This window comes from Streptomyces sp. NPDC052682, from assembly GCF_040678435.1.
Classification (GTDB): domain Bacteria; phylum Actinomycetota; class Actinomycetes; order Streptomycetales; family Streptomycetaceae; genus Streptomyces.
Window position 1 is genome coordinate 245,058 of the sequence record NZ_JBFATS010000003.1, and the last position, 25,357, is coordinate 270,414.

At 70.8% G+C, this 25,357-nt stretch carries 20 protein-coding genes and 1 pseudogene; 11 read left to right on the forward strand and 10 right to left on the reverse strand.

The genetic code is table 11. The features are described from left to right. Positions 1-140 precede the first annotated feature (140 nt). A pseudogene (locus tag AB0K80_RS05960) lies at positions 141-317 on the forward strand (acyltransferase); the annotation flags it as partial. Positions 318-689: 372 nt separating this feature from the next. Next, complete coding sequence (locus tag AB0K80_RS05965; protein ID WP_365666601.1) at positions 690-2,393, forward strand: RICIN domain-containing protein; 1,704 nt, start codon at positions 690-692, stop codon at positions 2,391-2,393. A 107-nt stretch (positions 2,394-2,500) separates the two neighbouring features. Here the strand turns inward: AB0K80_RS05965 and AB0K80_RS05970 are convergent, their stop codons facing one another. The 4 genes from AB0K80_RS05970 to ychF form a co-directional block, all read right to left on the reverse strand. After that, on the reverse strand, positions 2,501-4,957 hold the full coding sequence (locus tag AB0K80_RS05970; protein WP_365666243.1) for a non-reducing end alpha-L-arabinofuranosidase family hydrolase: 2,457 nt from the start codon (positions 4,955-4,957) through the stop codon (positions 2,501-2,503). Positions 4,958-5,089: 132 nt separating this feature from the next. Continuing rightward, positions 5,090-5,875 carry a hypothetical protein gene (locus AB0K80_RS05975; RefSeq protein ID WP_365666245.1) on the reverse strand — a complete coding sequence of 262 codons (786 nt, stop codon included), beginning with the start codon at positions 5,873-5,875 and terminating at the stop codon, positions 5,090-5,092. Beyond that, positions 5,872-6,402, reverse strand: a complete 531-nt coding sequence (locus AB0K80_RS05980; protein ID WP_365666247.1) for a SigE family RNA polymerase sigma factor — start codon at positions 6,400-6,402, stop codon at positions 5,872-5,874. The genes AB0K80_RS05975 and AB0K80_RS05980 overlap by 4 nt, the downstream gene beginning before the upstream one ends. Before the next feature lie 541 nt (positions 6,403-6,943). Continuing rightward, entirely contained in the window at positions 6,944-8,032 is a 1,089-nt protein-coding gene (gene ychF, locus AB0K80_RS05985; RefSeq protein WP_365666249.1) for a redox-regulated ATPase YchF, read from the reverse strand. Between the two features lie 199 nt (positions 8,033-8,231). Between ychF and AB0K80_RS05990 the strand changes: the two genes are divergently transcribed. Further along, positions 8,232-8,825, forward strand: a complete 594-nt coding sequence (locus AB0K80_RS05990; RefSeq protein ID WP_365666251.1) for a DUF6542 domain-containing protein — start codon at positions 8,232-8,234, stop codon at positions 8,823-8,825. A gap of 181 nt (positions 8,826-9,006) precedes the next feature. Here AB0K80_RS05990 and ppgK read toward each other — a convergent pair whose 3' ends face one another. After that, positions 9,007-9,756 (reverse strand): polyphosphate--glucose phosphotransferase, encoded by a 750-nt coding sequence (ppgK, locus tag AB0K80_RS05995; RefSeq protein ID WP_365666253.1) that lies wholly within the window; start codon positions 9,754-9,756, stop codon positions 9,007-9,009. Positions 9,757-9,813: 57 nt separating this feature from the next. Then, complete coding sequence (locus AB0K80_RS06000; protein ID WP_365666255.1) at positions 9,814-10,875, reverse strand: 4-hydroxy-3-methylbut-2-enyl diphosphate reductase; 1,062 nt, start codon at positions 10,873-10,875, stop codon at positions 9,814-9,816. A 109-nt stretch (positions 10,876-10,984) separates the two neighbouring features. Between AB0K80_RS06000 and xseA the strand changes: the two genes are divergently transcribed. From xseA to AB0K80_RS06015, 3 genes are all read left to right on the forward strand, one after another. Then, positions 10,985-12,193 carry an exodeoxyribonuclease VII large subunit gene (gene xseA, locus AB0K80_RS06005; RefSeq protein WP_365666257.1) on the forward strand — a complete coding sequence of 403 codons (1,209 nt, stop codon included), beginning with the start codon at positions 10,985-10,987 and terminating at the stop codon, positions 12,191-12,193. Between the two features lie 9 nt (positions 12,194-12,202). Further along, entirely contained in the window at positions 12,203-12,463 is a 261-nt protein-coding gene (locus AB0K80_RS06010) for an exodeoxyribonuclease VII small subunit (protein WP_365666259.1), read from the forward strand. A 133-nt stretch (positions 12,464-12,596) separates the two neighbouring features. Further along, positions 12,597-13,187 carry a malonic semialdehyde reductase gene (locus AB0K80_RS06015; RefSeq protein ID WP_365666261.1) on the forward strand — a complete coding sequence of 197 codons (591 nt, stop codon included), beginning with the start codon at positions 12,597-12,599 and terminating at the stop codon, positions 13,185-13,187. 64 nt (positions 13,188-13,251) lie between these two features. Here AB0K80_RS06015 and AB0K80_RS06020 read toward each other — a convergent pair whose 3' ends face one another. Beyond that, on the reverse strand, positions 13,252-13,776 hold the full coding sequence (locus tag AB0K80_RS06020) for a DUF4245 domain-containing protein (RefSeq protein ID WP_365666263.1): 525 nt from the start codon (positions 13,774-13,776) through the stop codon (positions 13,252-13,254). Between the two features lie 126 nt (positions 13,777-13,902). Here AB0K80_RS06020 and glpX point away from each other — a divergent pair, with 126 nt between their 5' ends. Next, a complete protein-coding gene (glpX, locus tag AB0K80_RS06025; protein ID WP_365666265.1) occupies positions 13,903-14,937 on the forward strand; it encodes a class II fructose-bisphosphatase in 1,035 nt (344 codons plus the stop codon). A 49-nt stretch (positions 14,938-14,986) separates the two neighbouring features. Here glpX and AB0K80_RS06030 read toward each other — a convergent pair whose 3' ends face one another. Next, entirely contained in the window at positions 14,987-15,364 is a 378-nt protein-coding gene (locus AB0K80_RS06030) for a WhiB family transcriptional regulator (protein WP_365666267.1), read from the reverse strand. Between the two features lie 172 nt (positions 15,365-15,536). Beyond that, complete coding sequence (locus AB0K80_RS06035; protein WP_365666269.1) at positions 15,537-16,223, reverse strand: DUF1707 domain-containing protein; 687 nt, start codon at positions 16,221-16,223, stop codon at positions 15,537-15,539. Between the two features lie 147 nt (positions 16,224-16,370). Between AB0K80_RS06035 and AB0K80_RS06040 the strand changes: the two genes are divergently transcribed. The 4 genes from AB0K80_RS06040 to AB0K80_RS06055 all read left to right on the forward strand — a co-directional run bounded on the left by AB0K80_RS06040 (position 16,371) and on the right by AB0K80_RS06055 (position 22,842). Then, positions 16,371-18,038: a fumarate hydratase gene (locus AB0K80_RS06040; protein WP_365666271.1), complete on the forward strand. Its 1,668-nt coding sequence runs from the start codon at positions 16,371-16,373 to the stop codon at positions 18,036-18,038. A 105-nt stretch (positions 18,039-18,143) separates the two neighbouring features. Then, positions 18,144-19,532 carry a class II fumarate hydratase gene (locus AB0K80_RS06045; protein ID WP_365666273.1) on the forward strand — a complete coding sequence of 463 codons (1,389 nt, stop codon included), beginning with the start codon at positions 18,144-18,146 and terminating at the stop codon, positions 19,530-19,532. Between the two features lie 72 nt (positions 19,533-19,604). Beyond that, positions 19,605-20,297 (forward strand): DUF402 domain-containing protein, encoded by a 693-nt coding sequence (locus AB0K80_RS06050; RefSeq protein ID WP_365666275.1) that lies wholly within the window; start codon positions 19,605-19,607, stop codon positions 20,295-20,297. 280 nt (positions 20,298-20,577) lie between these two features. Continuing rightward, positions 20,578-22,842 (forward strand): SpoIIE family protein phosphatase, encoded by a 2,265-nt coding sequence (locus AB0K80_RS06055; RefSeq protein ID WP_365666277.1) that lies wholly within the window; start codon positions 20,578-20,580, stop codon positions 22,840-22,842. Between the two features lie 96 nt (positions 22,843-22,938). Here the strand turns inward: AB0K80_RS06055 and AB0K80_RS06060 are convergent, their stop codons facing one another. Then, positions 22,939-25,299: a transglycosylase domain-containing protein gene (locus AB0K80_RS06060; RefSeq protein ID WP_365666279.1), complete on the reverse strand. Its 2,361-nt coding sequence runs from the start codon at positions 25,297-25,299 to the stop codon at positions 22,939-22,941. Positions 25,300-25,357 lie beyond the last annotated feature (58 nt).

A 25,357-nucleotide genomic window follows, 5' to 3' on the forward strand; every position in this document is an offset into this window, starting at 1 on the left:
GAACACTGGTGAAAGGCCGCGCGTGAGAACGGGTAAGACGTTCTTTCTCCCCCCCCCCCCCCCCGCGCGACGCCCCCGTCAGCCGCGTCCGGTTCATCGCGGCGCTGGTCGTGGTCTTCGACCACTCGTCGTACTCCTTCATGGCGGAGTTCCGACGGGAGCTGATGCCGGAGTTCCACACCAGCCGCTACGGCATCATGGTGTTCTTCCTGGTCAGCGGCTATATCATCCCCGCGTCGCTGGAACGCCGGGGTTGTGTGCGGACGTTCTGGACCGGCCGTCTCCTGCGCATCTACCCGTGGTGCGCGGTCGTCGTCGCTGGCCTCCTCGTGGCCGACCTCCTGGCGACGGTGTCCACCACGCCATGCTTGGTCGCCCACCTGCACAACCTCGCGCTCACCGGGCCGCTTTTCTCCACGCCGTTTCCGTGGATCTTCGCGGCAACCTTTTCCGCCTCTCTGACCACTCAGTGGTGTCCGGCCAAGTGGTCCGGTCACCTGCAACAGTTGAAAGAGAGCACAGGCATGTCCCTGGAACCAGAGCGCAGACATGTCCCCGGTCCGCCCACGTCATCGGTGGCGTCCCGCGGCGGTGGCCACCGTGCCGACGACGGCGGCGCGCGCGGTGGCCGTCCGAAGCATCGTGGTCGTCGGCTGCTCGCGCGTCGGGGCCTCTGGGGAGGTCTCGCCATGGTGATCGTGGCCGGCTCGGCCGTCGTGGTCAGCCAGGCTTCGGCGGACCAGAAAACCCTGGACCTGAAGAAGTGGTACGTGCTGGTCAACCGCAACAGCGGCAAGGTGCTGGACGACCGCGGCTCCGCCACGAACGACGGCGCGGCGGTGGTGCAGTGGGCGCGCCACGGCGGGGCCAACCAGCAGTGGCGGTTCATCGACGCGGGTGACGGGTACTACCGGCTGAAGAACCGGGCCTCCGGCAAGGTACTGGACGACCTCGGCTGGTCGAAGGCCGCCGGCTCCGCCATCGTGCAGTGGAAAGACCTGAACGCCGCCAACCAGCAGTTCAAACTGGCCAAGTCGTCCAACGGCTACGTGCGTCTGGTCAATCGCTTCAGTGGCATGGCCGTCGGTGTCCGCAACGCCGCCAAGGCCGACGGGAGCGGCGTCGTCCAGAACCGCGACCGGGGCGGCGCCGATCAGCAGTGGAAACTCGTGCCGGCCGGGAGTGTCGGCGGCGCCGGTACGCCCACCGCGCCGGGCAGCGGCGCTCCCGCAAGCCCGACTCCGGGCGACACGCGTCCGTCGCCGTCGTCGTCTTCGTCTTCGCCTTCGTCGCCCGCGGGTGGTGGCGGCAGCTCGGCGAAGCGGTTCATGGGCAGTGACAAGGTGATCATCGGCGGCTCGATGTCCGACGCCTCGGCGACCGCCGCGCCGTTCGACGCGCGCTACGCCTATGTGCACAGCCAGCCCGCGCCCTCGTCGGACTACTACACGGCAGCGAAGTGCAAGGACGCGTGGTCGAGCTGGTGGGGCTGCTGGAACGGCAGCACCACGGCGCCCGGCACTTACGTGACCTGGCGGGACGACGTGGCGTCCAAGGCGACGTACAAGGGCAGCCAGCGTCCGCAGAAGATGCTCTGGACCTGGTACTCGCTGCGCGACCTCGGGGATGCGGCAGGCGAGGGCGACGGTCCGGGCGAGGTCAAGGCCATCAACCGGACCGACCTGCTCACCCGGTACCTGAACGACTACCGCTTCTTCCTCCAGAAGATCGGCACGTCGCACGACGCGATCGACCTCGAGCCCGACTTCTGGGGCTACGTCCGCTCGCTCGGCGATCCGCACCAGGTTCCCGCACAGGTCAAGAGCTCGAATCCGACGGACTGCGGGACGCAGGAAAACAGCGCCGCCGGACTCGTCCAGTGCCTGATCTCGATGGCGCACAAGTACGCGCCGAACACCGCCGTGGGGTTGCACGTTTCCTGCTTCGACTGGGAGACCAACACACCGGCGTGCGTCAAGGACTACACGAGCCTCGGGGCGAAGAACGCCGACTTCCTGGTCAGGGATGTGTCGGACCGCGACGCGGGCTGGTACGCACAGCCGGCCCACGGCGGCCGTGACACCTTCTGGACCGACCAGAAGGCCACCGCCGCGCTGAAGTTCTACAAGACGATGTCCGAGGCCTTCGGCAAGCCGACGGTCCTGTGGCAGATCCCCGTGGGCAACATGGCGCAGAACAACACCCGCAACCATTACAAGGACGACAAGGTGGACTGGCTCTTCGCCCACATGGACCAGGTCGCGGACGCCCACATCGCCGGCCTGTTCTTCGGTCCGGGGCAGGACGAACAGACCACGGTCGAGTCCGACGGCGGAAACCTGATCAACAAGACGATCGCCTATCACAACTCGGGCGGTACACCGCTCAAGTAGCGATGCGGCACTCACGTAGGTGAAAGCCGACGAAAGGCGCCCCCATCTCTTCGATGGGGGCGCCTTTCGTCATCTTCGTCGGGCCGGGGACTTCTCCGTCAGGCGGGTCAGCGCTTCAGAGTGAGGATGCCGGGGCGGTACGGCAGCTTGTCGTAGGAGGTGTCCGGTGGGACGTTGGGGGACTTGCCTTGGTAGAGGAACTGCAGGTTGCAGGGGTCGATGGTCATGGTCTGGTCGGGGTTGGTGCGGACCAGGTCGCCGTGGCTGATGTCGTTGGTCCAGGTGGCGCCGCTGTTGGCCTTGCCGGCGAAGGGGTTGGACTCGGTGGCGGCCTGCGGGGTCCACGGACCGTTCAGGCTGGTGGCGGTGAAGGAGCGGAAGTAGCGCCGCTCGCTCGCCCCGCGAGCCTCGACGATCATGAGGTACTGGTTCTGGCCCTGGACCTTGTAGACCTGCGGTGCCTCGAAGAGGTTCCTCTCCGTGTCGCTCATGACGGTCGTGTACGACGAGCCGAAGCTGCCGGGGAAGTTCCCGATCGGCATGGTCGACTTGTAGATCTTGCCGTTGTCACCGGCGAAGAACAGGTACATGTTCTTGTCGTCGGCGATCAGGGTCTGGTCGATCGGACCGGTGCGGGAGTCGGTGCGGGGGATGCTGCCGGTGAACAGCGGCTGCGGTGCGGACCAGCCGTTAGGGTCGGTGGGGTCGCTGGAGATGCGGTAGCTGAAGGGCCACGGACCCCACTGGTACGCCAGCACCCAGATCTTCTTGGGCGCGAAGTAGAACAGCGTGGGCGCCACCGCCTTCTGGTTCATGCCGGTCTGGCGGGCCGACGCCATGTCCGACCAGTTCGTGAAGGGGCTGAACGCCATCGAGCCGTAGGCCGATCCCGAGTAGTTCGACCCGTAGACCAGGTGCTTGCCGTGGTAGGTCGCGGTGGTGAAGTCCTTCAGCGAGGCCCACCCGTTCGCCGGCTGCGCCAGCGGACCCGTCGAGGTCCACCGGTACGTCGACGGAAGAGCACACGTGTTGCTCTTCGCGGCCGCGGCCGGCTGGAAGGTCCAGCGCTGGTTGGCGCCGCCGCCGTTGGTGTCCCAGATCTGGACGGGAGTGCCGTTGGCGGTCCGGCCGCCGGGGATCTCCAGCGCCCGGCCGCTGGCGACGTTGGTCAGGGTGTAGGAGCCGTCGCTGTTGCGGTGGGCCTTCCAGTGCTGGTGGGCGCCGCCGTTGGCGTCCCAGACCGTCAGTCTCGTCCCGTTGGCCGTCCGGTTGGCCGGCTCGTCCAGTACCCGGCCGCTGGCGACGTTGGTCAGGGTGTAGGAGCCGTCGCTGTTGCGGCCCGCCCGCCACTGCTGGTTGGAGGCGCCGCTGGCGTCCCACACCTGCAGCGGGGTGCCGTTGGCGTTCTGTCCCGCGGGCTCGTCGAGAACACGTCCCGCGGCCGCGTTGGAGAGCGTGTAGACGGTGCCGGAGGTGATGCCCCCGGCCTGCGTGCCGCCGCTGTCGCCGCTGCCGGAGCCGCCCAGGGCGGTGAGCACCGCGCTGTAGGCGGGCTTCTTGTTGCCGCCCGCGTCGAACAGCAGCGCGCTCTCACCGGTGCGCCAGGAGTCGCTGTCGCGGATGCCCCACACGGTGATGCCCGTGCAGCGAGCGACGTTCACGCAGGCCTTGACGGCGTTGGAGTAGGCGGTGGGGGACGCCTCGGCGATGTCGAGCTCGGTGATCTGCACGTCCACGCCGAGCGCGGCGAAGTGGGACAGGGTGGTCTGGAAGCTCGCCGGCGGACCGCTGGATGCGAAGTGGCTCTGCAAACCGACGCAGTCGATGGGCACACCGCGGGACTTGAAGTCCTTGACCATCTTGTAGACGCCCTGGGTCTTGGCGTCGGACCAGTTTTCGATGTTGTAGTCGTTGTAGCAGAGCTTGGCGGCGGGGTCGGCGGTCCGGGCGGTGCGGAACGCCTCTTCGATGAAACCGTCGCCCAGCACGTCCTGGAACACGGAGCTGCGGTGCCGGCCGCTGGAGCCGTCGGCGAAGGCCTCGTTGACCACGTCCCAGGCGTAGATCTTGCCCTTGTAGTGGGTCATCTCCTGGGTGATGTGGTTCTTCATCACCGTGCGCAGGGTGCCCGCGTCGGTGATGGACTTGACCCAGCCGGGCAGTTGGGAGTGCCACACCAGCGTGTGGCCGCGCAGGCGCTGGCCGTGCGCCGAGGCGTGGCGGACGATCGAGTCGGCGGCAGCGAAGGTGAACGACCCGCGGGAGGGCTCGACGGCGTCCCACTTCATCTCGTTCTCCGGGGTGATCATCTTGAATTCCCGGTCGAGAACGGCGGAGTACCTGGAGTCGCCGAGCTTGCCCGCGGCCACTGCCGTGCCGAAGTAACGGCCGCTGCCGGCCGCCGCGTCGGCGGCCGTGGCCGGTGCGGCGGCCTCAGGCGTGCGTGCGGCCAGGGCGACCAGTGGTACGGCGGCACCCGCGGCGGCGAGAACCGCGGCGGCGGCGATCACGCGGCGGGTCGCCGGACGGCGGCGATGAGAACGGTTCTGATCTGACAACGGCATGTCCTTCTGGCACAGCGGGCCTTGATCCGGCCGCCCCGGATGCCTGTCAGTTGCCGCCGCGCACACGATGGTTGCCCTGCCCGTGGGAAGCATTCTCACGGCCGCTGCCGTCGCCCTGCCGTACAGCGGCGTTCACCGGGCCGGGACGAACCCTCCCCGGACCGACGCGGAGCCGCCCGAGCCCTGTGCGTCGACGTGGTAGCCGTCGCCCGCGGCACTGCGCACGCCGGGGCCGTTGTTGAACTGCGCGGCGAACTCATGGCTCCCGGCCGGCACGGTCAGGCCCGGCTTGAGGACCCAGCGGTAGACCAGCGCGCCACCGGCCTCCTGGACGGTGACGGTGAAGTCACCGTTCGGCCGGGTCTGCCAGGTGCCGGTGTTCTTCGCCCCGCCGGTCTGCACGATCCGGATCTCGACCGTGAGCGAGGTGAGCGGCTGGGTCGTCTTGAGGACGAGGTTGCTCTGCGTCCAGTAGACGGTGCTCTTCGCATCCAGCGAGCCGGCCGACCACAGCGGCCCGTTCTGGTTCTCGGCGCCGGTCGGCGAGGGACTGGTGGCCGGCGGGGTCGGGTGCGAGCTGCCCGGGGTGGTGACCGGGGGCGGCGCGATAGGGGTGGGGCGGGCCGATGTGGGGGGCGGGGAGCTGACGGTCGGGGACGGGGTGGCAGGCGTGGTCACGGTGGGCGACGGCGGCGGGGTCGCGACGATGGCGGCGACGGCGAGGCCGCCGGTCGTCAGGATGCCGCCGGCGGCGAGCCCGGCGAGGGCGACCCTGGTCCCGGACCTCGCGAACGGTCGCGCGCGGTGACGGACGGCGGGACCGGCCATGCCGCGTTCCACCCGGGCCAGCATCCGCGCGCGGTCGGGCCGGTGGGCCTCGGCGGCCTCGCGCAGCCGACGGTCGATGTCCTCGTTCACCGGTTCCTCCTCCCTGGCACCAGGTCCCCGGCCGCGTGTGCGCCCAGTAGCTTTTCCAGCTGGGCCATTCCCTTAGAGGTCTGGCTCTTCACCGTTCCGACCGATATGCCCAGTGCCGCCGCCGTCTCCTTCTCCGACAGGTCGAGGGCGTGCCGCAGCACCACGCAGGCGCGCTTGCGGAACGGCAGCCGGGCGAGCGCCGCGCGGACGTCCAGCACGGCCGCCATGTCCGGCCCCTCCACCTTCTCGGGGCTGCGGGACCAGAACAGCGTGATCCGACGTCGCTCCCGCACCGTGCTGCGGATTCGGCCCCGCGCCAGGTTGGCCACCACACCGCGGGCGTAGGCGAGCGGGTGGTCGGCCTGCCGCAACCGGTCCCAGCGCTGCCACAGGGCGACCAGGGCATCCGCCGCGAGGTCGTCCGCCGCGTCGGTCTCGCCGGTCAGCAGGTGTGCCAGACGGGCGAGCTCGGCATAGTGGCGTTCGAAGAATTCGTGGAACTCCGCGGACGCGTCATCGAGGACCATCCCCCGGTCGCCCTCTCCTAGCCATGAAGTGCGCGTTAGTTGCGCGTTCAACAACAACGGGGGCGCAGCCTAACAGTGCCCGGCCCGGGACACGAACGCCGCTCGTGCTCGGTTACGGGGCGGTGAAGGCAGACCGGCGGGCTGGTCAATGCCGGGCGAACCCGACGCCGGCCGGCTGCGCCACGTCCGGCTGCACGGCGGTGCCGTGACCGGTCCGCGCCTGCGCCACGGTTGCGGCGCGGCGTGCTTCGTCGCCCCCATGCCCGCCCATCCGGTAGTTCGACTCGCCCTTCCGGCTCCCGGTTGCCGCAGCGGACGAGAAGGTTGCCGCCCGACGCAGTTTTCTCGGCGACCGGTGCACGGCACGCGAGGCTGCGCGTCCGCGCCGTAAGGACCCCGCGCGCGGCGGCTCAGGCCGGCGCCCTCATCCTTCCCGGCACGAATCCAGCACGGCAAAAATCCAGGGGCCTGACCCCGAAGGGCCAGACCCCATGTGACCTGCATGTTGTCACGTCACCGAAGAGGTGCTGGAGCACACCCGCTAGACGTTGAACCGGAACTCCACCACGTCCCCGTCCTGCATCACATAGTCCTTGCCCTCCATACGCGCCTTCCCCTTCGCCCGGGCCTCGGCCACCGACCCCGCCTCCACCAGGTCGTCGAAGGAGATGACCTCCGCCTTGATGAAGCCCTTCTGGAAGTCGGTGTGGATGACACCGGCGGCCTCGGGGGCCGTGGCGCCCTTCTTGATGGTCCAGGCGCGGGATTCCTTGGGGCCGGCCGTCAGGTAGGTCTGCAGGCCGAGGGTGGCGAAGCCGACGCGGGCCAGGGTGGCGAGGCCGGGCTCGTGCTGGCCGACGGACTCCAGGAGTTCGAGGGCCTCCTCGTCGGACAGCTCGGCGAGGTCGGCCTCCAGCTTGGCGTTGAGGAAGATCGCCTCGGCGGGGGCGACCAGCGCGCGCTGCTCGTTCTTGAACTCCTCGTCGACCAGCTCGTCCTCGTCGACGTTGAAGACGTACAGGAACGGCTTGGTGGTGAGCAGGTGCAGGTCGTGCAGGAGCTCGGCGCGCTCGCTGCCCTGGACGATGCCGTGCGCGAAGAGCGTGTCGCCCTTCTCCAGGATCTCCTTGGCCTCCTCGACCGCCTTGACCTTGGGCGCGACGTCCTTCTTGATCCGCGACTCCTTCTGCAGGCGCGGCAGCACCTTCTCGATGGTCTGCAGGTCGGCCAGGATCAGCTCGGTGTTGATCGTCTCGATGTCGTCCTTGGGCGAGACCTTGCCGTCGACGTGCACGACGTTCTCGTCCTTGAAGGCGCGGATCACCTGGCAGATCGCGTCGGACTCACGGATGTTCGCGAGGAACTTGTTGCCCAATCCCTCGCCCTCGGAGGCGCCCCGCACGATGCCCGCGATGTCGACGAAGTCGACGGTCGCCGGGAGGATCCGCTCCGACTTGAAGATCTCCGCCAGCTTCGCCAGGCGGGGGTCGGGGACACCGACCACGCCGACGTTGGGCTCGATCGTGGCGAACGGGTAGTTGGCCGCCAGCACGTCGTTCTTGGTCAGGGCGTTGAACAGGGTCGACTTGCCGACATTCGGCAGACCGACGATTCCGATCGTGAGCGACACGTTGCGACTTCCCGTACGTGAGGAGAGGACGGTGGGTGGGGCGCGGCCGACGGGGCGAGCCGGCTGGGCCGCGCGGGCCGATCCACCAGTCTACGGCGTGCCCGGTCCGGACCCGGGCGGCGTATCGAACGCCTGGCCGAGAGGGGTCCCGGCGTGTCAGACGGCCTATTCGGCACATTAACCGACCTAAGTTGGTCCAGTGGAGCAACACAGGACGCGACCCGCACAGCACGGACCGCGACGCGACAGGCCCAGGCCGCCGCTGCCCGGACAGGCCGGGCGGGAAGCGCGGGGTGCTGTCCCCGGCCCCGCCCGGCCGCCCGGAGCGGGGGCCCGGGGCGGAGTCCAGCGCCGTCCGGCGGCGGTACGGCGGCCCGCCCCGGCTCCGGCGGTACGGCGGATGTCGAACCCGCGGCTCACCGGGCTGGGCGGCGGCCTGTTCTGCGCGGCGGCGATGTTCCTGCTGGGGTGCCTGGACGCGCTGCTGTTCGGGGCGTCCCTGACGGTGTACGGCGTGCTGTTCCTGCCCGTGTGCGTGCTGACGGCGGTGTGGATCCGCACCAGGGACCTCATGACCGCGCCGGTGGTGGTGCCGATCGCCTTCGCCGCCGGACTGGGGCCGGTGTCCGACGGCAACGCGACGACCGGCGGCGGGTTCACGGGTTTCGTCACCGCGCTGGCCACCCAGGCCGGGTGGCTGTACGGCGGCACCCTGGTCACGGGGCTCATCGTGCTGGTCCGCCGGGTCCGGCTGCTCCTGCGCCGCCGGGTGTCCGGCCGGCCGGTCCGCTAGGGTCTGTCGTTTGGATCAGTCCGGCCCGGCCTGCGGCGCCTTCGCACTGACCCGAGCGGGCTCTGGTGCGTGCAGCTGCAAGGCGGAGGAGGGCGGCGACGCGGAGCGTCGCCAACCGACGACAACGCCGCAGATGTGCGTGCCAGAGCCCGCGACGCCGGAATGATCCAAACGACAGACCCTAGCTCCGGGTCGCCGCCCGCATCGCCGCCCCGACGATCCCCGCGTTGTTCTGCAGCTGGGCGGGGACGATCTCCGCCTTGATGCCCTCGATGTGGGGCAGCCACTTGTGGGCCTTGCGGCTGACGCCGCCGCCGATGACGAACAGCTCCGGGGAGAACAGCATCTCGACGTGGGCGAGGTAGATCCGCACCCGGTGCTGCGCCCAGTGCTGCCAGGTCAGGTCGTCGTCCTCCCGGGCCTTGGCGGCGGCGCGCTTCTCCGCGTCGTGCCCGTCCAGCTCCAGGTGGCCCAGTTCGGTGTTGGGCACCAGGACGCCGTCGGTGAAGACGGCGCTGCCGATGCCCGTGCCGAAGGTGAGGACGACGACCGTGCCCTTGCGGCCCCGGCCGGCGCCGAAACTCATCTCGGCGACGCCCGCCGCGTCCGCGTCGTTGACGACCGTCACCGGCAGCCCGCCCAGCCGCTCGCCGAGCAGCACGCGCGCGTCGGTGTCGATCCAGCTCTTGTCCACATTGGCCGCCGTACGGATCGTGGCGCCGCCGGTGACCACGCCCGGGAAGGTGACGCCGACCGGGCCGGTCCAGCCGAAGTGCTCGACGACCTGCCGCACGCCGTCGGCCACCGCGTCGGGCGTGGCCGGGTGCGGGGTGAGCACCTTGTGACGCTCCTGCGCCAGATCGCCCCGGTCCAGATCGACCGGGGCGCCCTTGATCCCGGATCCGCCGATGTCCACGCCGAAGATCTGCATGGCCTTACGTTACGACGTACGACGGACAGTCACGGCCCCCAGGGGGCCACTTCCCGGTTACTCCCCGGAATCCTCACCGGCACCGGTACCGGCAGCCACACCGGCACCGCCCCCGACGCCGGCACCGCCGCGCTGGGCCACCAGCTCGGCCGCCTCCGCGCGCAGGTCACGGCGGAGCTCCTTCGGCAGGGAGAAGGTGATGGACTCCTCGGCCGCCTTGACGATCTCCACGTCCTCGAAGCCGCGCCGGGCGAGCCACTCCAGCACCTGCTCGACGAGGACCTCGGGGACGGAGGCGCCGGAGGTGACGCCGACCGTGGAGACACCCTCCAGCCAGGCCTCGTCGATCTCGTCGGCGAAGTCCACCAGGTACGCCGCACGCGCGCCCGCGAGCTTGGCGACCTCGACGAGCCGCTTGGAGTTGGAGGAGTTGCGGGAGCCGACCACGATCACCAGGTCGGCCTCGGCGCCCATCTGCTTGACCGCAAGCTGGCGGTTCTGCGTGGCGTAGCAGATGTCGTCGCTGGGCGGGGAGATCAGCTGCGGGAACTTCTCCTTCAGCGCGTCGACGGTCTCCATGGTCTCGTCGACGGACAGGGTGGTCTGCGACAGCCAGACGACCTTGGACGGGTCGCGCACCTCGACCTTGTCGACGTCGCCCGGGCCGTCGACGAGCTGGATGTGGTCGGGGGCCTCGCCGGAGGTGCCGATGACCTCCTCGTGGCCCTCGTGCCCGATCAGGAGGATGTCGTAGTCCTCCTTGGCGAACCGGACGGCCTCCTTGTGGACCTTGGTGACCAGCGGGCAGGTGGCGTCGATGGTGGCGAGCCGGCCACGCCTGGCCTCCTCGTGGACGACGGGGGCCACGCCGTGCGCCGAGAACATCACGATGTTGCCCGGCGGCACCTCCTCCGTGCGCTCGACGAAGACGGCGCCCTTCTTCTCCAGGGTCTGCACGACGTACTTGTTGTGGACGATCTCGTGCCGGACGTAGACGGGAGCCCCGTACTGCTCCAGGGCTTGCTCGACGGCGATCACGGCGCGGTCCACACCCGCGCAGTAGCCCCGGGGGGCGGCGAGCAGGACACGGCGGCCAGGCGAAGCGGTCATGCGTCCCATCGTAAGGCCGGGTCCGGGGGCCGGAAGATCGCGGCCGCGGGCGGTCACAAGGCGTTCACCCCGTTCCGGTGCGCGCGGCGTTGTCGGTGCCGGCCGTTACCCTCGCGACATGGCTGTCAACACGTCCCCCGAAACCCCCCTGCCCGTCGGCGAGGTCTCGCGGCTCATCGGCGGGTGGATCGACCGGCTGGGAGCGGTGTGGGTGGAGGGGCAGATCACGCAGCTGTCGCGGCGGCCGGGGGCCGGGGTGGTGTTCCTGACCCTGCGGGACCCGTCGTACGACATCTCCGTGAGCGTGACCTGTTACCGGCAGGTGTTCGACGCGGTCGCGGACGTGGTGAGCGAGGGCGCGCGGGTCGTGGTCCTGGCCAAGCCGGAGTGGTACGCGCCGCGCGGGCAGCTGTCGCTGCGGGCCGCCGAGATACGGCCCGTGGGGGTCGGGGAGCTGCTGGCGCGGCTGGAGCAGCTGAAGAAGGCGCTGGCCCGGGAGGGGCTGTTCGCGCCGGAGCGCAAGAAGCCGCTGCCGTTCCTGCCGCAGCTGATCGGGCTGGTGTGCGGGCGGGCCTCCGCCGCCGAGCGGGACGTGCTGGAGAACGCCCGGCACCGCTGGCCCGCCGTCCGCTTCGAGGTGCGCAATGTCGCCGTGCAGGGCGTGCACGCCGTGCCGCAGGTCGTGCAGGCGGTGAAGGAGCTGGACGAGCTCGACGCCGTGGACGTGATCATCGTGGCGCGGGGCGGCGGCAGCGTGGAGGACCTGCTGCCGTTCTCCGACGAGCAGCTGATCCGGACGGTGGCGGCCTGCCGTACGCCCGTGGTGTCCGCGATCGGGCACGAGCCGGACCATCCGCTGCTGGACTACGTGGCGGACCTGCGGGCCTCCACGCCGACCGACGCGGCCAAGAAGGTCGTGCCGGACGTGGGCGAGGAGCACGAGCGCGTGCGGGCGCTGCGGGACCGGGCGCGGCGCTGCGTGCGGGCGCTGGTCGAGCGGGAGGAGCGCGGGCTGGCCCACGCGCTGGCCCGGCCCTCGATCCAGGATCCGCACCGGATGATCGACCAGCGGGCCGAGGAGGTGACGGCGCTGCTGGAGCGGGGCCGGCGCTGTCTGCGGCACCAGCTGGACCGGGCGGACTCGGAGCTGACGCACACGCACGCGCGCGTGGTGGCCCTGTCCCCCGCCGCGACCCTGAAGCGCGGTTACGCCGTGCTGCAGCGCTCCGACGGGCACGCGGTGCGCGCCCCGCAGGAGGTGGAGCCCGGCGAGGCACTGCGCGCGCGGGTCTCGGAGGGCGAGTTCACGGTACGAGTCGACGCATAGGGTGGGTGGATGACCAGCGAGGTGGAGCAGACCCCGGGCGCAGCCGAGGCGCTCGGGTACGAGCAGGCACGGGACGAGCTGATCGAGGTCGTACGGCGGCTGGAGGCGGGCGGTACGACGCTGGAGGAGTCGCTGGCGCTGTGGGAACGGGGCGAGGAGCTGGCCAAGGTGTGCCGGCGCTGGCTGGACGGGGCCCGGGCCCGGCTGGACGCGGCGCTGGCCGAGGAGGCCGAGGCGGAGGCGGCCGAGACGGCCGGGGACGCCGGGTAGCGGGGCGCGCGCCCACCGGAGGTCTGTGAAGAGGATCACCACACCCCCCGTTTGGTTGAACGTTGAACCTTCTGTGGCGTACGGTCGTGCCGTCAGCCGATCTTCCGGACCGACGTCTTCAGAAAGTGCACCCATGTCCCTCGTTCTTGACCCAGCCGCCCAGGACCTGCTGTTCCGCGAGGCCCGTACCGCGAACACCTTCACCGACGAGCCCGTGACCGACGAGCAGGTGCAGGCCATCTACGACCTGGTCAAGTACGGCCCGACCGCGTTCAACCAGACCCCGCTGCGCATCACCCTGGTCCGCTCCCCCGAGGCCCGCGAGCGCCTGGTGCAGCACATGGCCGAGGGCAACCGGGCCAAGACGGCCGCCGCCCCGCTGGTCGCGATCCTCTCCGCGGACAACGAGTTCCACGAGGAGCTGCCGCACCTCTTCCCGGCCTTCCCGCAGGCCAAGGACCTCTTCTTCGCCGAGCGCCCGGCGCGTGAGAACGCCGCCGCGTTCAACGCCGCCCTCCAGGCCGCGTACTTCATCGTCGGGGTGCGCGCCGCGGGCCTGGCCGCCGGCCCGATGACCGGGTTCGACTTCGAGGGCGTCCGCAAGGAGTTCCTCGACGACGACCACACCCCGCTGATGGTCGTCAACATCGGCAGGCCCGGCCCGGACGCCTGGTACCCGCGCTCCCCGCGCCTGGCCTACGACCAGGTCGTCACCACCGTCTGAGCAGCAGCGCGCACACGAAGGCCCCCGGCACACCGCCGGGGGCCTTGGCACGGCCGGGACACGCTCACTCCAGCTTCAGCGCCTGGGCCATCCGCGTGAGCTCGGCGAACGACGCCGAGCCCGTCACGATCGTGGTCGAGCCCTTGGTGCCCTGGAGCACCAGCGCGTCGTACCGGCCGCCCTCGTAGCGCTTCCAGGTGCGGCCGTCGATCCGCTCGGTGACGTCGGTCGCCTCCGCGCCCTGGGTCGCCTCGTCGATGAAGGCGGCGGGCTTCTCGGTGGACTGCTCGATCCCGACGTACTGCTTCTTCGGGCTCTGGAAACCCAGGTGCCAGGAGTCGAAGTCGTCACCCTGATAGCGGACCGAGGTCGCCTTCCAGCTGTCCGGCAGGCCCTCGGGCGCGGCCACCGGGTACGCCGCGGCGCGGCGCGCGGTGAGCAGCTCGACGCGGTAGTCGACCCGCTTGAGCTCGGGCTCCCGGTCGTCGTGCGGGATGAAGAGGTAGATGACGAGCCCCACCAGGACGATGACCCCCATCGAGAGGACCATGTCCCGGGCCGTCTTCTGCTTGCCGTTCGTGCCTGCCACGCCCCTATCGTCGCAGGTCGCTGCCGCGCTCATCCGTGGGGCCCCCTGCTCATTCTGCCTGTCCGGCGATAGAGTCGGGCGACAACGCCCTCATCCGGCCGTCGTCGTACAGAAAGGTGCGCTCCGATGACCGAGCATCATCACTTGCCGTCCGAACTCGATGTGCCCTCCGAGGCTCCCGACCGCAACCTCGCCCTGGAGCTGGTCCGGGTGACCGAGGCCGCGGCGATGGCCGCGGGCCGCTGGGTGGGGCGCGGGGACAAGAACGGCGCCGACGGTGCCGCGGTGCGCGCCATGCGGACCCTCGTCTCGACCGTCTCCATGAACGGCGTCGTCGTCATCGGGGAGGGCGAGAAGGACGAGGCCCCGATGCTGTTCAACGGGGAGCGGGTCGGCGACGGCACCGGCCCCGAGTGCGACATCGCCGTGGACCCGATCGACGGCACCACCCTGACCGCCAAGGGCATGCCCAACGCGATCGCCGTGCTGGCCGCCGCCGAGCGCGGCTCGATGTTCGACCCGTCGGCCGTGTTCTACATGGACAAGCTGGTGACGGGGCCGGACGCGGCCGACTTCGTCGACATCGACGCACCCGTGTCCGTGAACATCCGCCGGGTCGCCAAGGCCAAGCGGTCCACGCCCGAGGACGTCACCGTCGTCATCCTGGACCGTCCGCGGCACGAGGGCATCATCAAGGAGGTCCGGGAGACCGGCGCCCGCATCAAGCTCATCTCGGACGGCGACGTGGCCGGGTCGATCCTGGCGCTGCGCGAGGGCACGGGCATCGACCTGCTGCTCGGCATCGGCGGCACGCCCGAGGGCATCATCTCGGCCTGCGCGGTGAAGTGCCTGGGCGGGACGATCCAGGGCAAGCTGTGGCCCAAGGACGACGAGGAGCGGCAGCGGGCGATCGACGCCGGGCACGACCTGGACCGGGTGCTGACCACCGACGACCTGGTCTCCGGCGACAACGTGTTCTTCGCCGCCACGGGCATCACCGACGGGGAGCTGCTGCGCGGGGTCCGCTATCGCTCGGAGACCGCGACGACCTCGTCGATCGTGATGCGGTCGAGGTCGGGCACGGTACGGCGGATCGACTCCGAGCACCGGCTGAGCAAGCTGCGGGCCTACAGCGCGATCGACTTCGACCGGGCGAAGTAGCCGCAGCAGCCGGGCGCCCCCTGGTGCGGAGGGGGCGCCCTGAGCGGTGCTAACCGGCCGCCGCTATGGGGTTGGTGGCGCGGGCGGCCTTCTTCAGTTCCAGGTCGCGGCGGCGGCGCCGGGCCAGCACCACGCGGCGTTCGGCGGCGGTCAGGCCGCCCCAGACGCCGTAGGGCTCGGGCTGGAGCAGCGCGTGCTCGCGGCACTCGACCATCACCGGACAGCGTGCACAGACCCGCTTCGCGGCCTCCTCGCGGGACAGCCGGGCGGCGGTGGGCTCTTTGGAGGGGGCGAAGAACAGGCCGGCCTCGTCGCGCCGGCACACCGCCTCGGTGTGCCACGGGGCGTCGTGGTCCCTGTCTCGCGCTGGCACCCGCTGGGCCGGAACGGCAGCTACCTGCAGGGACGAATGCGGCGGTTGCAGCACGGTCTACTCCTGACGACGGCTTCGCGAGCGAGAGACGATGCAGCAAGGCCTACCCGCTGTACGCGCGCCTATGCACTGAGTTCCGGACCGCTGATCTCGCCCGGCCACGCGGGGAGTTGGGCGCGGGCGACCCTGGAGCGGCGCCCTCCGTTCCCGGCCGGCTTCACCACCGTCAACGGTCCAGGTGCTTGCGCAGACTCCGGTCCACGCTGCGCTGCACCCGGTCGAGGATGTCGGCCACGATCTTGCCGCGCCGGGGCCGCCCCTCGATGTTGCCGAGGACCGCCCAGCCGTCGACGTACACGATTGGGGCCTCGGGGTCGTCCGCGTCGCGGGTGTCGACCTCGAAGTTGCCGAGCACGCCGCCGCCCAGGCCGCGCAGGGAGACGTTCTCCGGGACGCGGACCTCGACGTTGCCGAAGACCGAGACGGCCTTGATCACGACCTGCTGGTGGTCGAAGAGGGCCTCGCTGAGGTCGATCTCGACACTGCCGAAGATCGCGTAGGCGTGGATGCGGCGTCCGGCGCGCCAGCGGCCCTTGCGGACGGCGGCGCTGAGGACCGCGACCACCTTGTCGTCGGGGTCGAGCGGGATCGCGCCGGCCGGGGGGCGGTGCGGGGCCGGTGCGTGCGGCGGGGCGGTGCGCGGCCGGTGGGCGGCGGGCAGGTCCCGTATGAAGACGTCCAGTTCGCCGACCGTCTTGGCGCTCAGCACCCCCTCGACGCGCTCGGCGTGCTCGTCCGCGGTCAGCCGCCCCTCGGCCAGGGCCTCGCGCAGGATGTCGGCGACGCGGTCGCGGTCGGCGTCCGAGGCGCGCAGGTCGGAAGGGGCGGGCGTGGTCTGCTGGTGAAGGTCCACGACAGCAGCGTACCGAAACGCGATAGATCGCGACCAGTCCCTGCTGAGGACAACCTCACAGGGGCGCTGTCGGAGACAGGTTCTACGCTGGTGGGCGCTGTCCAATGGAGGCCAGCGGCCGTCTGTCGAGTGAGGAATGGCAACCCGATGCCTGAGTTCGCGTACACCGATCTGCTTCCCATGGGAGAGGACACCACCCCCTACCGGCTGGTGACCTCCGAGGGTGTCTCGACGGTCGAGGGGCCGGACGGGCGTACGTTCCTCAAGGTCGAGCCGGAGGCGCTGCGCAAGCTGGCCGAGGAGGCCATCCACGACATCCAGCACTACCTGCGCCCGGCCCACCTGGCGCAGCTGCGCCGCATCATCGACGACCCGGAGGCGAGCGCGAACGACAAGTTCGTCGCCCTGGACCTGCTGAAGAACGCGAACATCGCGGCGGCGGGCGTGCTGCCGATGTGCCAGGACACGGGCACGGCGATCGTGATGGGCAAGCGGGGGCAGAACGTCCTCACCGAGGGCGAGGACGCGAAGCACCTCTCGCACGGCATCTACGACGCGTACACGAAGCTGAACCTGCGCTACTCGCAGATGGCGCCGCTGACCATGTGGGAGGAGAAGAACACCGGCTCCAACCTCCCGGCGCAGATCGAGCTGTACGCGACCGACGGCGGCGCCTACAAGTTCCTGTTCATGGCCAAGGGCGGCGGCTCGGCCAACAAGTCGTTCCTGTACCAGGAGACGAAGGCCGTCCTGAACGAGGCCTCCATGATGAGGTTCCTGGAGGAGAAGATCCGGTCGCTGGGCACGGCCGCCTGCCCGCCCTACCACCTGGCGATCGTGGTCGGCGGTACGAGCGCGGAGTACGCGCTGAAGACCGCGAAGTACGCCTCCGCGCACTACCTGGACGGCATGCCGACCGAGGGCTCGCCGCTGGGGCACGGGTTCCGGGACACGGAGCTGGAGGAGAAGGTCTTCGAGCTGACGCAGAAGATCGGGATCGGCGCGCAGTTCGGCGGCAAGTACTTCTGCCACGACGTACGGGTGATCCGCCTGCCCCGGCACGGCGCGTCCTGCCCGGTCGCGATCGCGGTGTCCTGCTCCGCCGACCGGCAGGCGCTCGCCAAGATCACGGCGGAGGGCGTCTTCCTGGAGCAGCTGGAGAAGGATCCGGCGCGGTTCCTGCCGGACACGACGGACGAGCACCTCGACGAGGGCGACGTCGTGAGGATCGACCTGAACCAGCCGATGGAGCAGATCCTGGCCGAGCTGACGAAGTACCCGGTCAAGACCCGGCTGTCGCTGACCGGCCCGCTGGTCGTCGCCCGTGACATCGCGCACGCCAAGATCAAGGAGCGGCTGGACGCGGGCGAGGAGATGCCGCAGTACCTGAAGGACCACCCGGTGTACTACGCCGGCCCGGCCAAGACCCCCGAGGGCTACGCCTCGGGCTCGTTCGGCCCGACGACGGCCGGCCGGATGGACTCCTACGTGGAGCAGTTCCAGGCGGCGGGCGGCTCGAAGGTGATGCTCGCCAAGGGCAACCGCAGCAAGCAGGTCACGGACGCCTGCGCGAAGCACGGCGGCTTCTACCTGGGCTCCATCGGCGGTCCGGCGGCGCGTCTCGCCCAGGACTGCATCAAGAAGGTCGAGGTCGTCGAGTACGAGGAGCTCGGCATGGAGGCCGTCTGGAAGATCGAGGTCGAGGACTTCCCGGCGTTCATCGTCGTCGACGACAAGGGCAACGACTTCTTCCAGGACCCGGCACCGCAGCCGACGTTCACGTCGATCCCCGTACGCGGTCCCGGCCTGGCGTAGTCCCTCCGGGCTCCGGCGGGGCCGTTTGCCGCCCCCGCCGGAGCCACCGCCCTGCCCCGCCGTGCGGTCAGGAACATCGTCGGGGTCTCGTTCGCTGTAGCGGGTATGAGTGACGACTACCGCATCGAGCACGATTCCATGGGCGAGGTCCGCGTCCCCGCCGCGGCGAAGTGGCGGGCCCAGACGCAGCGGGCCGTCGAGAACTTCCCCGTCTCCGGGCAGCGGATCGAGCGGGCCCACATCGAGGCCCTCGCACGGATCAAGGGCGCTGCCGCCAAGGTCAACGCGGAACTCGGGGTGCTCGACAAGGACATCGCCGAGGCGATCCAGGAGGCGGCCCGGGAGGTCGCCCAGGGGAAGTGGGACGAGCACTTCCCCGTCGACGTGTTCCAGACGGGGTCCGGCACCTCGTCCAACATGAACACCAACGAGGTCATCGCCACGCTCGCCAGTGAGCGGCTGGGGCGGGACGTCCATCCCAACGACCACGTCAACGCCTCGCAGTCCTCCAACGACGTCTTCCCGTCGTCCCTGCACATCGCCGCCACCGCCGCCGTCACCCGCGACCTCATCCCCGCCCTCGACCACCTCGCCGCCTCCCTGGAGCGCAAGGCCGAGGAGTTCGCCGACGTCGTGAAGTCGGGGCGTACGCACCTCATGGACGCCACGCCCGTGACGCTGGGACAGGAGTTCGGCGGGTACGCCGCCCAGGTGCGGTACGGCATCGAGCGGCTGAACGCGTCCCTGCCCCGGCTCGCCGAGCTGCCCCTCGGGGGCACCGCCGTGGGCACGGGCATCAACACCCCGCCCGGCTTCTCCGCCGCCGTGATCGAGGAGGTCGCCCGCACCACCGGGCTGCCGCTCACCGAGGCCCGTGACCACTTCGAGGCGCAGGGCGCCCGGGACGGGGTCGTGGAGACCAGCGGGCAGCTGCGGACCATCGCCGTGGGGCTCACCAAGATCGCCAACGATCTGCGGTGGATGGCCTCCGGACCGCGTACCGGCCTCGCCGAGATCAACCTGCCCGACCTGCAGCCGGGGTCGTCCATCATGCCCGGCAAGGTCAACCCGGTCATCCCGGAGGCGGTGCTGATGGTGTGCGCGCAGGTCGTCGGAAACGACGCCACGGTGGCCACGGCGGGAGCCGCCGGCAACTTCGAGCTCAACGTCATGCTGCCGGTCATCGCGAAGAACGTGCTCGAGTCGATCCGGCTGCTCGCCAACGTGTCGCGGCTGCTCGCCGACCGTACCGTCGACGGGATCACCGCGAACCGGGACCGGGCCCGTGAGTACGCCGAGTCGTCGCCGTCCGTCGTCACGCCGCTCAACAAGTACATCGGGTACGAGGAGGCCGCGAAGGTCGCCAAGAAGGCGCTGGCCGAGCGGAAGACGATCCGTCAGGTGGTCGTGGAGAGCGGGTACGTCGAGCGCGGCGACCTCACCGAACAACAGCTCGACGAGGCGCTGGATGTCCTGCGGATGACGCGCCCGTAACCGTTCGCGCGCCGGGCGTGAACCGTGACACGCACTGCAGCGTCGTATGCCTGGGGCACCTAATATCTGTGCATGGCAGACGGTGGAGCGGTGAGACGCGTGGACACGGGTGGAGTGGCGGACTTCTGGGCGCCGGGGACGCAGATCCTGTGGCGGTACCGGGAGAACGGCGGTACGGCTGTTCACATCGCGCGTCCCGTCACCGTCGTACGGGACGATCCCGAGCTGCTCGCCGTGTGGATGGCGCCCGGCACCGAGTGTGTGAAGCCGGTCCTCGCCGACGGCACGCCCGTGCACCTGGAGCCGCTGCGGTCTCGGTACACCAAGCCGCGCACGGTGACCCGCGGCCGGTGGTCCGGCACCGGCGTGCTGAAGCTGGCGCGACCGGGTGAACCGTGGTCGGTGTGGCTGTTCTGGGAGCCGGGCTGGCGGTTCAAGAACTGGTACGTCAATCTCGAGGCCCCGCTGGTGCGCTGGGAGGGCGGGGTGGACTCCGAGGACCACTTTCTGGACATCTCCGTGCACCCGGACCGCAGTTGGCACTGGCGGGACGAGGACGAGTTCGCGCAGGCGCAGCGGGACGGCCTGATGGACGAGCGGCTCGCCGAGCAGGTGCGGCGGGCCGGTCAGGCGGCGGTGGAGGTGATCCGCGCCTGGGGGCCGCCGTTCTCGGACGGCTGGCAGAACTGGCGTCCGGATCCGGCCTGGACGGTACCGTCGCTGCCGGAGGACTGGGACCGCACACCCGTGCACGTGTCCTCATGAGACCCTTGATGCGCCCCCGGGCAAGAAACGTAGGATCGTCCTCCGCAAGGGCGCGCGGCGGCAACTTCCGGAGCACGCGCTGAGCTTGACCGATCGTCACCGAGGGGCGGCAGGACGTGAGCGAGGGGTACGAGGGCAACGCCGGTACGGGCCGGGCACGGCCTGCCGGTGGCACGGGCACAACCTCTGACCACGCGGGAATTCCGTTCCTGGGGCACGTATTCCGGGTATCGGAGTTTCGGCGGGACGAACTGCGCGTACGGCGCGCAGCCCCGGACGGATGGATTCGACACGCGTGACGGAGCAGCCGACCTCCTTCGAGCGCCCGCAGACGGGCGTGGACCCCGCGGATCCCCGCGGGGCGCTCGCGCGTACCCCGGCGCCGACGCACGCACCCGGCGCGAGCGCTTTACCGGCACAGGCCCGCTCCGGCGGTGACAGCACCGTTCCGGGCACGACGACGTCTCCCGCCACGCCGGGCACGACGGCCTCCACGGGTGCGACAGCCCCGACGGGTACGACGGCCACGACGGGCACGACCACGCAGGGCTCCCCGGGCACGGCCGTGCCCTGCGGCAAGGGCATGGACGGTATGAACCCCGCGAGCAATCCCGGCTCCGAGCACTCCCAGCCGGGTGCCGAGCAGACCGCCGAGCCCGACGCCCACCGGCCGCGGCCGGTGCCGGAGGGCATCCCGATCCAGCCGGCCGGCGAGCCGGACCAGCCGGCACCGCGCCCCGACGGCGCCGACGACACCGCGGGCTCCGAGGGCGCCGAGGGCGCCGACGGGCGGGAGCGCCGCACCGGGCAGGGCCTGCCGCCCGGGCGGCCCGCGCCCATGCGGCGAGACGGTGACCGGCTGCGGTTCGTGGGCGCCGCCACGCGGCGGATCGCCCGCGGCATCGACCTCGACGAGATCGTGATGGGGCTGTGCCGGGCCACCGTGCCCACCTTCTCCGACGCGATCCTGGTCTACCTGCGCGACCCGCTGCCGGTCGGTGACGAGCGGCCCACCGGCCCGCTGCTGCTGCGGCTGCGCCGCACCGACCGGATACCGGCCGAGCGGGACACCGAGAACGGCTTCATGCCGGCCGTGCAGCCCGAGCCGTCGGAGCTGGACTCGGTCGGCGGCGAGCTGTGCGAGGTACGGCCCGGCAGCGCGCTGGCCGAGGTGCTGCGGGGCGTGCGGCCGGTGTTCACGGACGCCCCCGCCGCCCGCGCCGCGCTGCCCGAGCTGCTCGGCGACGGCGGCGAGTTCGCCGTACCCGGCGGGCAGCGCGCGATCCTGGCACCGCTGCGCGGCCGGCGCCGGGTGATCGGCGCGGCCCTGTTCCTGCGCCGCCCGGAGCGGCTGCCCTTCGAGGCCGACGACCTGCTAGTGGCCGCGCAGCTCGCCACGCACAGCGCGCTCGGCATCGACAAGGCGGTGCTGTACGGCCGGGAGGCGTACATCGCCGACGAGTTGCAGCGCACCATGCTGCCCGAGACCCTGCCCCGCCCGACGGGCGTGCGGCTGGCCTCGCGCTACCTGCCGGCCGCGGAGACCGCCCGGGTCGGCGGCGACTGGTACGACGCGATCCCGCTGCCCGGCAGCCGGGTCGCGCTGGTCGTCGGCGACGTCATGGGCCACTCCATGACCTCCGCGGCGATCATGGGCCAGCTGCGCACCACGGCGCAGACCCTGGCCGGTCTCGACCTGCCTCCGCAGGAGGTGCTGCACCACCTCGACGAGCAGGCCCAGCGGCTCGGCGTGGACCGCATGGCGACCTGCCTGTACGCGGTGTACGACCCGGTCTCGCACCGCATCACCATCGCCAACGCCGGCCATCCGCCGCCCATCCTGCTGCACCTGGGCGGCCGGGCCGAGGTCCTGCGCGTGCCGGCCGGCGCGCCGATCGGGGTGGGCGGCGTGGACTTCGAGGCCGTGGAGCTGGACGCGCCCGCCGGGGCGACCCTGCTGCTGTACACCGACGGCCTGGTCGAGTCGCGCCTGCGGGACGTGTGGACCGGCATAGAGCAACTGCGCGAGAAGCTCGCGGCGACCGCGCAGCTCACCGGCCCCGATCACCCGCCGCCGCTGGAGGCGCTGTGCGACGAGGTGCTCGACATGCTCGGCCCGGGTGACCGGGACGACGACATCGCCCTGCTCGCCGCCCGCTTCGACGGCATCGCCCCGAGCGACGTGGCGTACTGGTTCCTGGAGCCGGAGGACGCCGCCCCCGGCCGGGCCCGCCGCCTGGCCCGCCGGGCGCTCGCCCGCTGGGGCCTGGAGGACCTCACCGACTCGGTGGAGCTGCTGGTCAGCGAGGTCGTCACCAACGCCGTGCGGTACGCGACGCGGCCGGTGACCCTGCGTCTGCTGCGCACCGACGTGCTGCGCTGCGAGGTCGGCGACGACGTGCCCCAGCTGCCCCGCCTGCGCCAGGCCCGCGCCACCGACGAGGGCGGACGCGGACTGTACCTGGTCAACCGCCTGGCCCGCCGCTGGGGCGCGACACGCCTGAGCACGGGCAAGGTGGTGTGGTTCGAGCTGAACCACACCTGATCCCCGACCAGGGGCCTCGCACATGGCCCAGAGAGCACGGCAGGGCGCCCGGTGCCGGTCGGGCGCCCTTTGGCGTGGTGAGGCGTGGGCGGGTGGCTACTGCTGCTCCCGGCCCTGGCCGCCGCCGCCCGGTTCGGTCGGGTCGCCGGGCAGGCCGAAGGTGGGCGGTGCCGACGGGGTCGCCGGCGGACGGGTCGTCGGCGTCGCGGACGGAGACGGTGTCGTCGGGGTCTGCGACGGGGTCTCGGACGGCGACTGCGAGGTCGGCGCCTCGCTGGTCGGCTCCTTGCTCGGGGGCTCGGTCGTCGGCTGCCGGGTGGCCGTCGGGGTGGGGGTCGGCTTGACCGCGGCGCCCTGCTTGGTGTCCAGGTCGAACTTGCTGACCTGGTCCAGCACGCCGAAGGTGTACGCCGCCCAGATCTGCGCGGGGAAGCCGCCGCCGTTGACGCGTTCCTCGCCGCCCGCGCCGTACATCTTGACCTGGGGGTGCGGCGGCTTGTCGTCCTCGCCGAACAGGCCGACCGAGGTGACCAGGTCGGGTGTGTAGCCGGTGAACCAGGCCGACTTGTTGTCGTCGGACGTACCGGTCTTGCCCGCCACCGGCTGGCCGTCCCGGAGCGGGTTGTCGCGCACCGAGGCCTTGGCCGTACCGTCGTCGACCACGCCGGTCAGCACCGAGGTGACCGTGTCGGCGGCCTCGCGGCTGATGACGCGGTCGCCGACCGGGTCGGGCAGGGTGACCGCGCGGGTGTTGTGCTCGACGGACTTGAGGAGGGCGGGGGTCACCTTCTTGCCGTGGTTGTCGAGGGTCGCGTAGACGCCGGCCATCTCCAGCGGGCTCGCGCCCATGGTGCCCAGGGTCTGCGCAGGCACCGCCGGCAGGCCCTTGGTGTCCATGCCGAGTTCGCCGGCGACCTTCATCACCTCGGGCATGCCGACGTCGACGCCCATCTGGGCGAAGACGGAGTTGACGGACTTGTTCATCGCCGTCTGGACGGTGATCTTCCCGTAGCTGCGGTCGTCCTCGTTCTGGGGGGCGAACCCGACCTTGGTGCCGTCGTCCACCACCGGGCGCCTGCTGGTGCCGTCGTAGACGGTGTTCGCGGTGATGGGCGTGCCGTCCTGGGTCCTGGCGTCCTCCTCCAGGGCCGCGGCCAGGATCACCGGCTTGAACGTCGAGGCGGGCTGGTAGTCGGTGCGGGTCGCGTTGTTGAAGTAGTGCTTGAGGTAGTCCTGGCCGCCGTACATCGCGACGACCGCGCCCGTCTTGGGGTTCACGGACGCGGCACCGGCCTGGATGTCGGCGTCCACCTTGCGCTTCTTCGGGTCCAGCTTGCTGGTCAGCTGCGTCTTGACGGCCTGCTCCAGCGCCCGCTGCTTCTTCTTGTCGATGTTGAGGGTGATGGTCCAGCCGCCCTGTTCGACCATCGCCGCCGCCTGCTTCGTGTCCTCGGCGGTGCCCTGGGCGACCAGCTGCTTCTCCAGCGCGGCGTTGGCGGCCTCCACCAGGTAGCCCGTCTGGCCCTTCATGCCGGGGGCGCCCTGGGGCTCCTTGGGAATCGGGAACTTCATCTCCGCGCGCTCGGACTTGCTGAGCCAGTGCTCCTCGACCATGTTGTCCAGGACGTAGTTCCAGCGGGCCTTCACCAGTTTCTTACCGGTTTCCGAAGCCACCGCCCAGTCGTACTGGCTCGGCGCCTGGAGCAGCGCGGCGAGGTAGGCGCCCTGGGCGACGTCGAGGTCCTCGGCGTCGGTGCGGTAGTAGGCCTGGGCCGCGGCCTGGATGCCGTAGGCGCCGCGGCCGTAGTAGCTGGTGTTGATGTAGCCGGCGAGGATGTAGTCCTTGGACTTCTCCCGGTCCAGCTTCAGGGAGATGACCAGCTCCTTCAGCTTGCGGGTGACGGTCTGTTCCTGGGACAGGTAGTAGTTCTTGACGTACTGCTGGGTGATCGTCGAACCGCCCTGCGCGCCCTTGCCGGTGAGCGTGTTGAACAGGCCGCGCGCGGTGCCCTTGAAGTCGACGCCGGCGTCCTTGAAGAAGGTCTTGTTCTCGGCGGCGACGAACGTGTACCGGACCTTCTTCGGCACCTTGGCCAGGTCCACGATCTCGCGGTTGCGGTCGCCGGTGCGGGCCAGGAGCCCGCCGTCGCTGTACTTGTAGACGTTGCTCTGCCACTGGGCGTCGGCGTTGCCCTTCGGGATCCCGATCGCCATGTACAGCACGACGAAGGCGCCCATGCCGAGCAGGCACAGACCGAAGAAGGTGCCGAGGATCTTCTTCCAGGTGAACAGCCGGCGTATGCCGCCCTTCTGGCCGCGCTTGGCCGCCCTGCGGGCCGCGGCGCGGCCTCCGACGCCGGTCGACGGCGTGCCGGACGACGGCGCGCCGGACGAGCGCCTGGGCGCCGCGCGGCGGCCGGCGCTCTGTCGCGCGCGTCTCTCTTCCGCTCGTCCCATGAGTCCGTTCCGCTCCGCTTCGCTCGCGTGTGCCCTTATGTCACACAAGTTCGCCGCT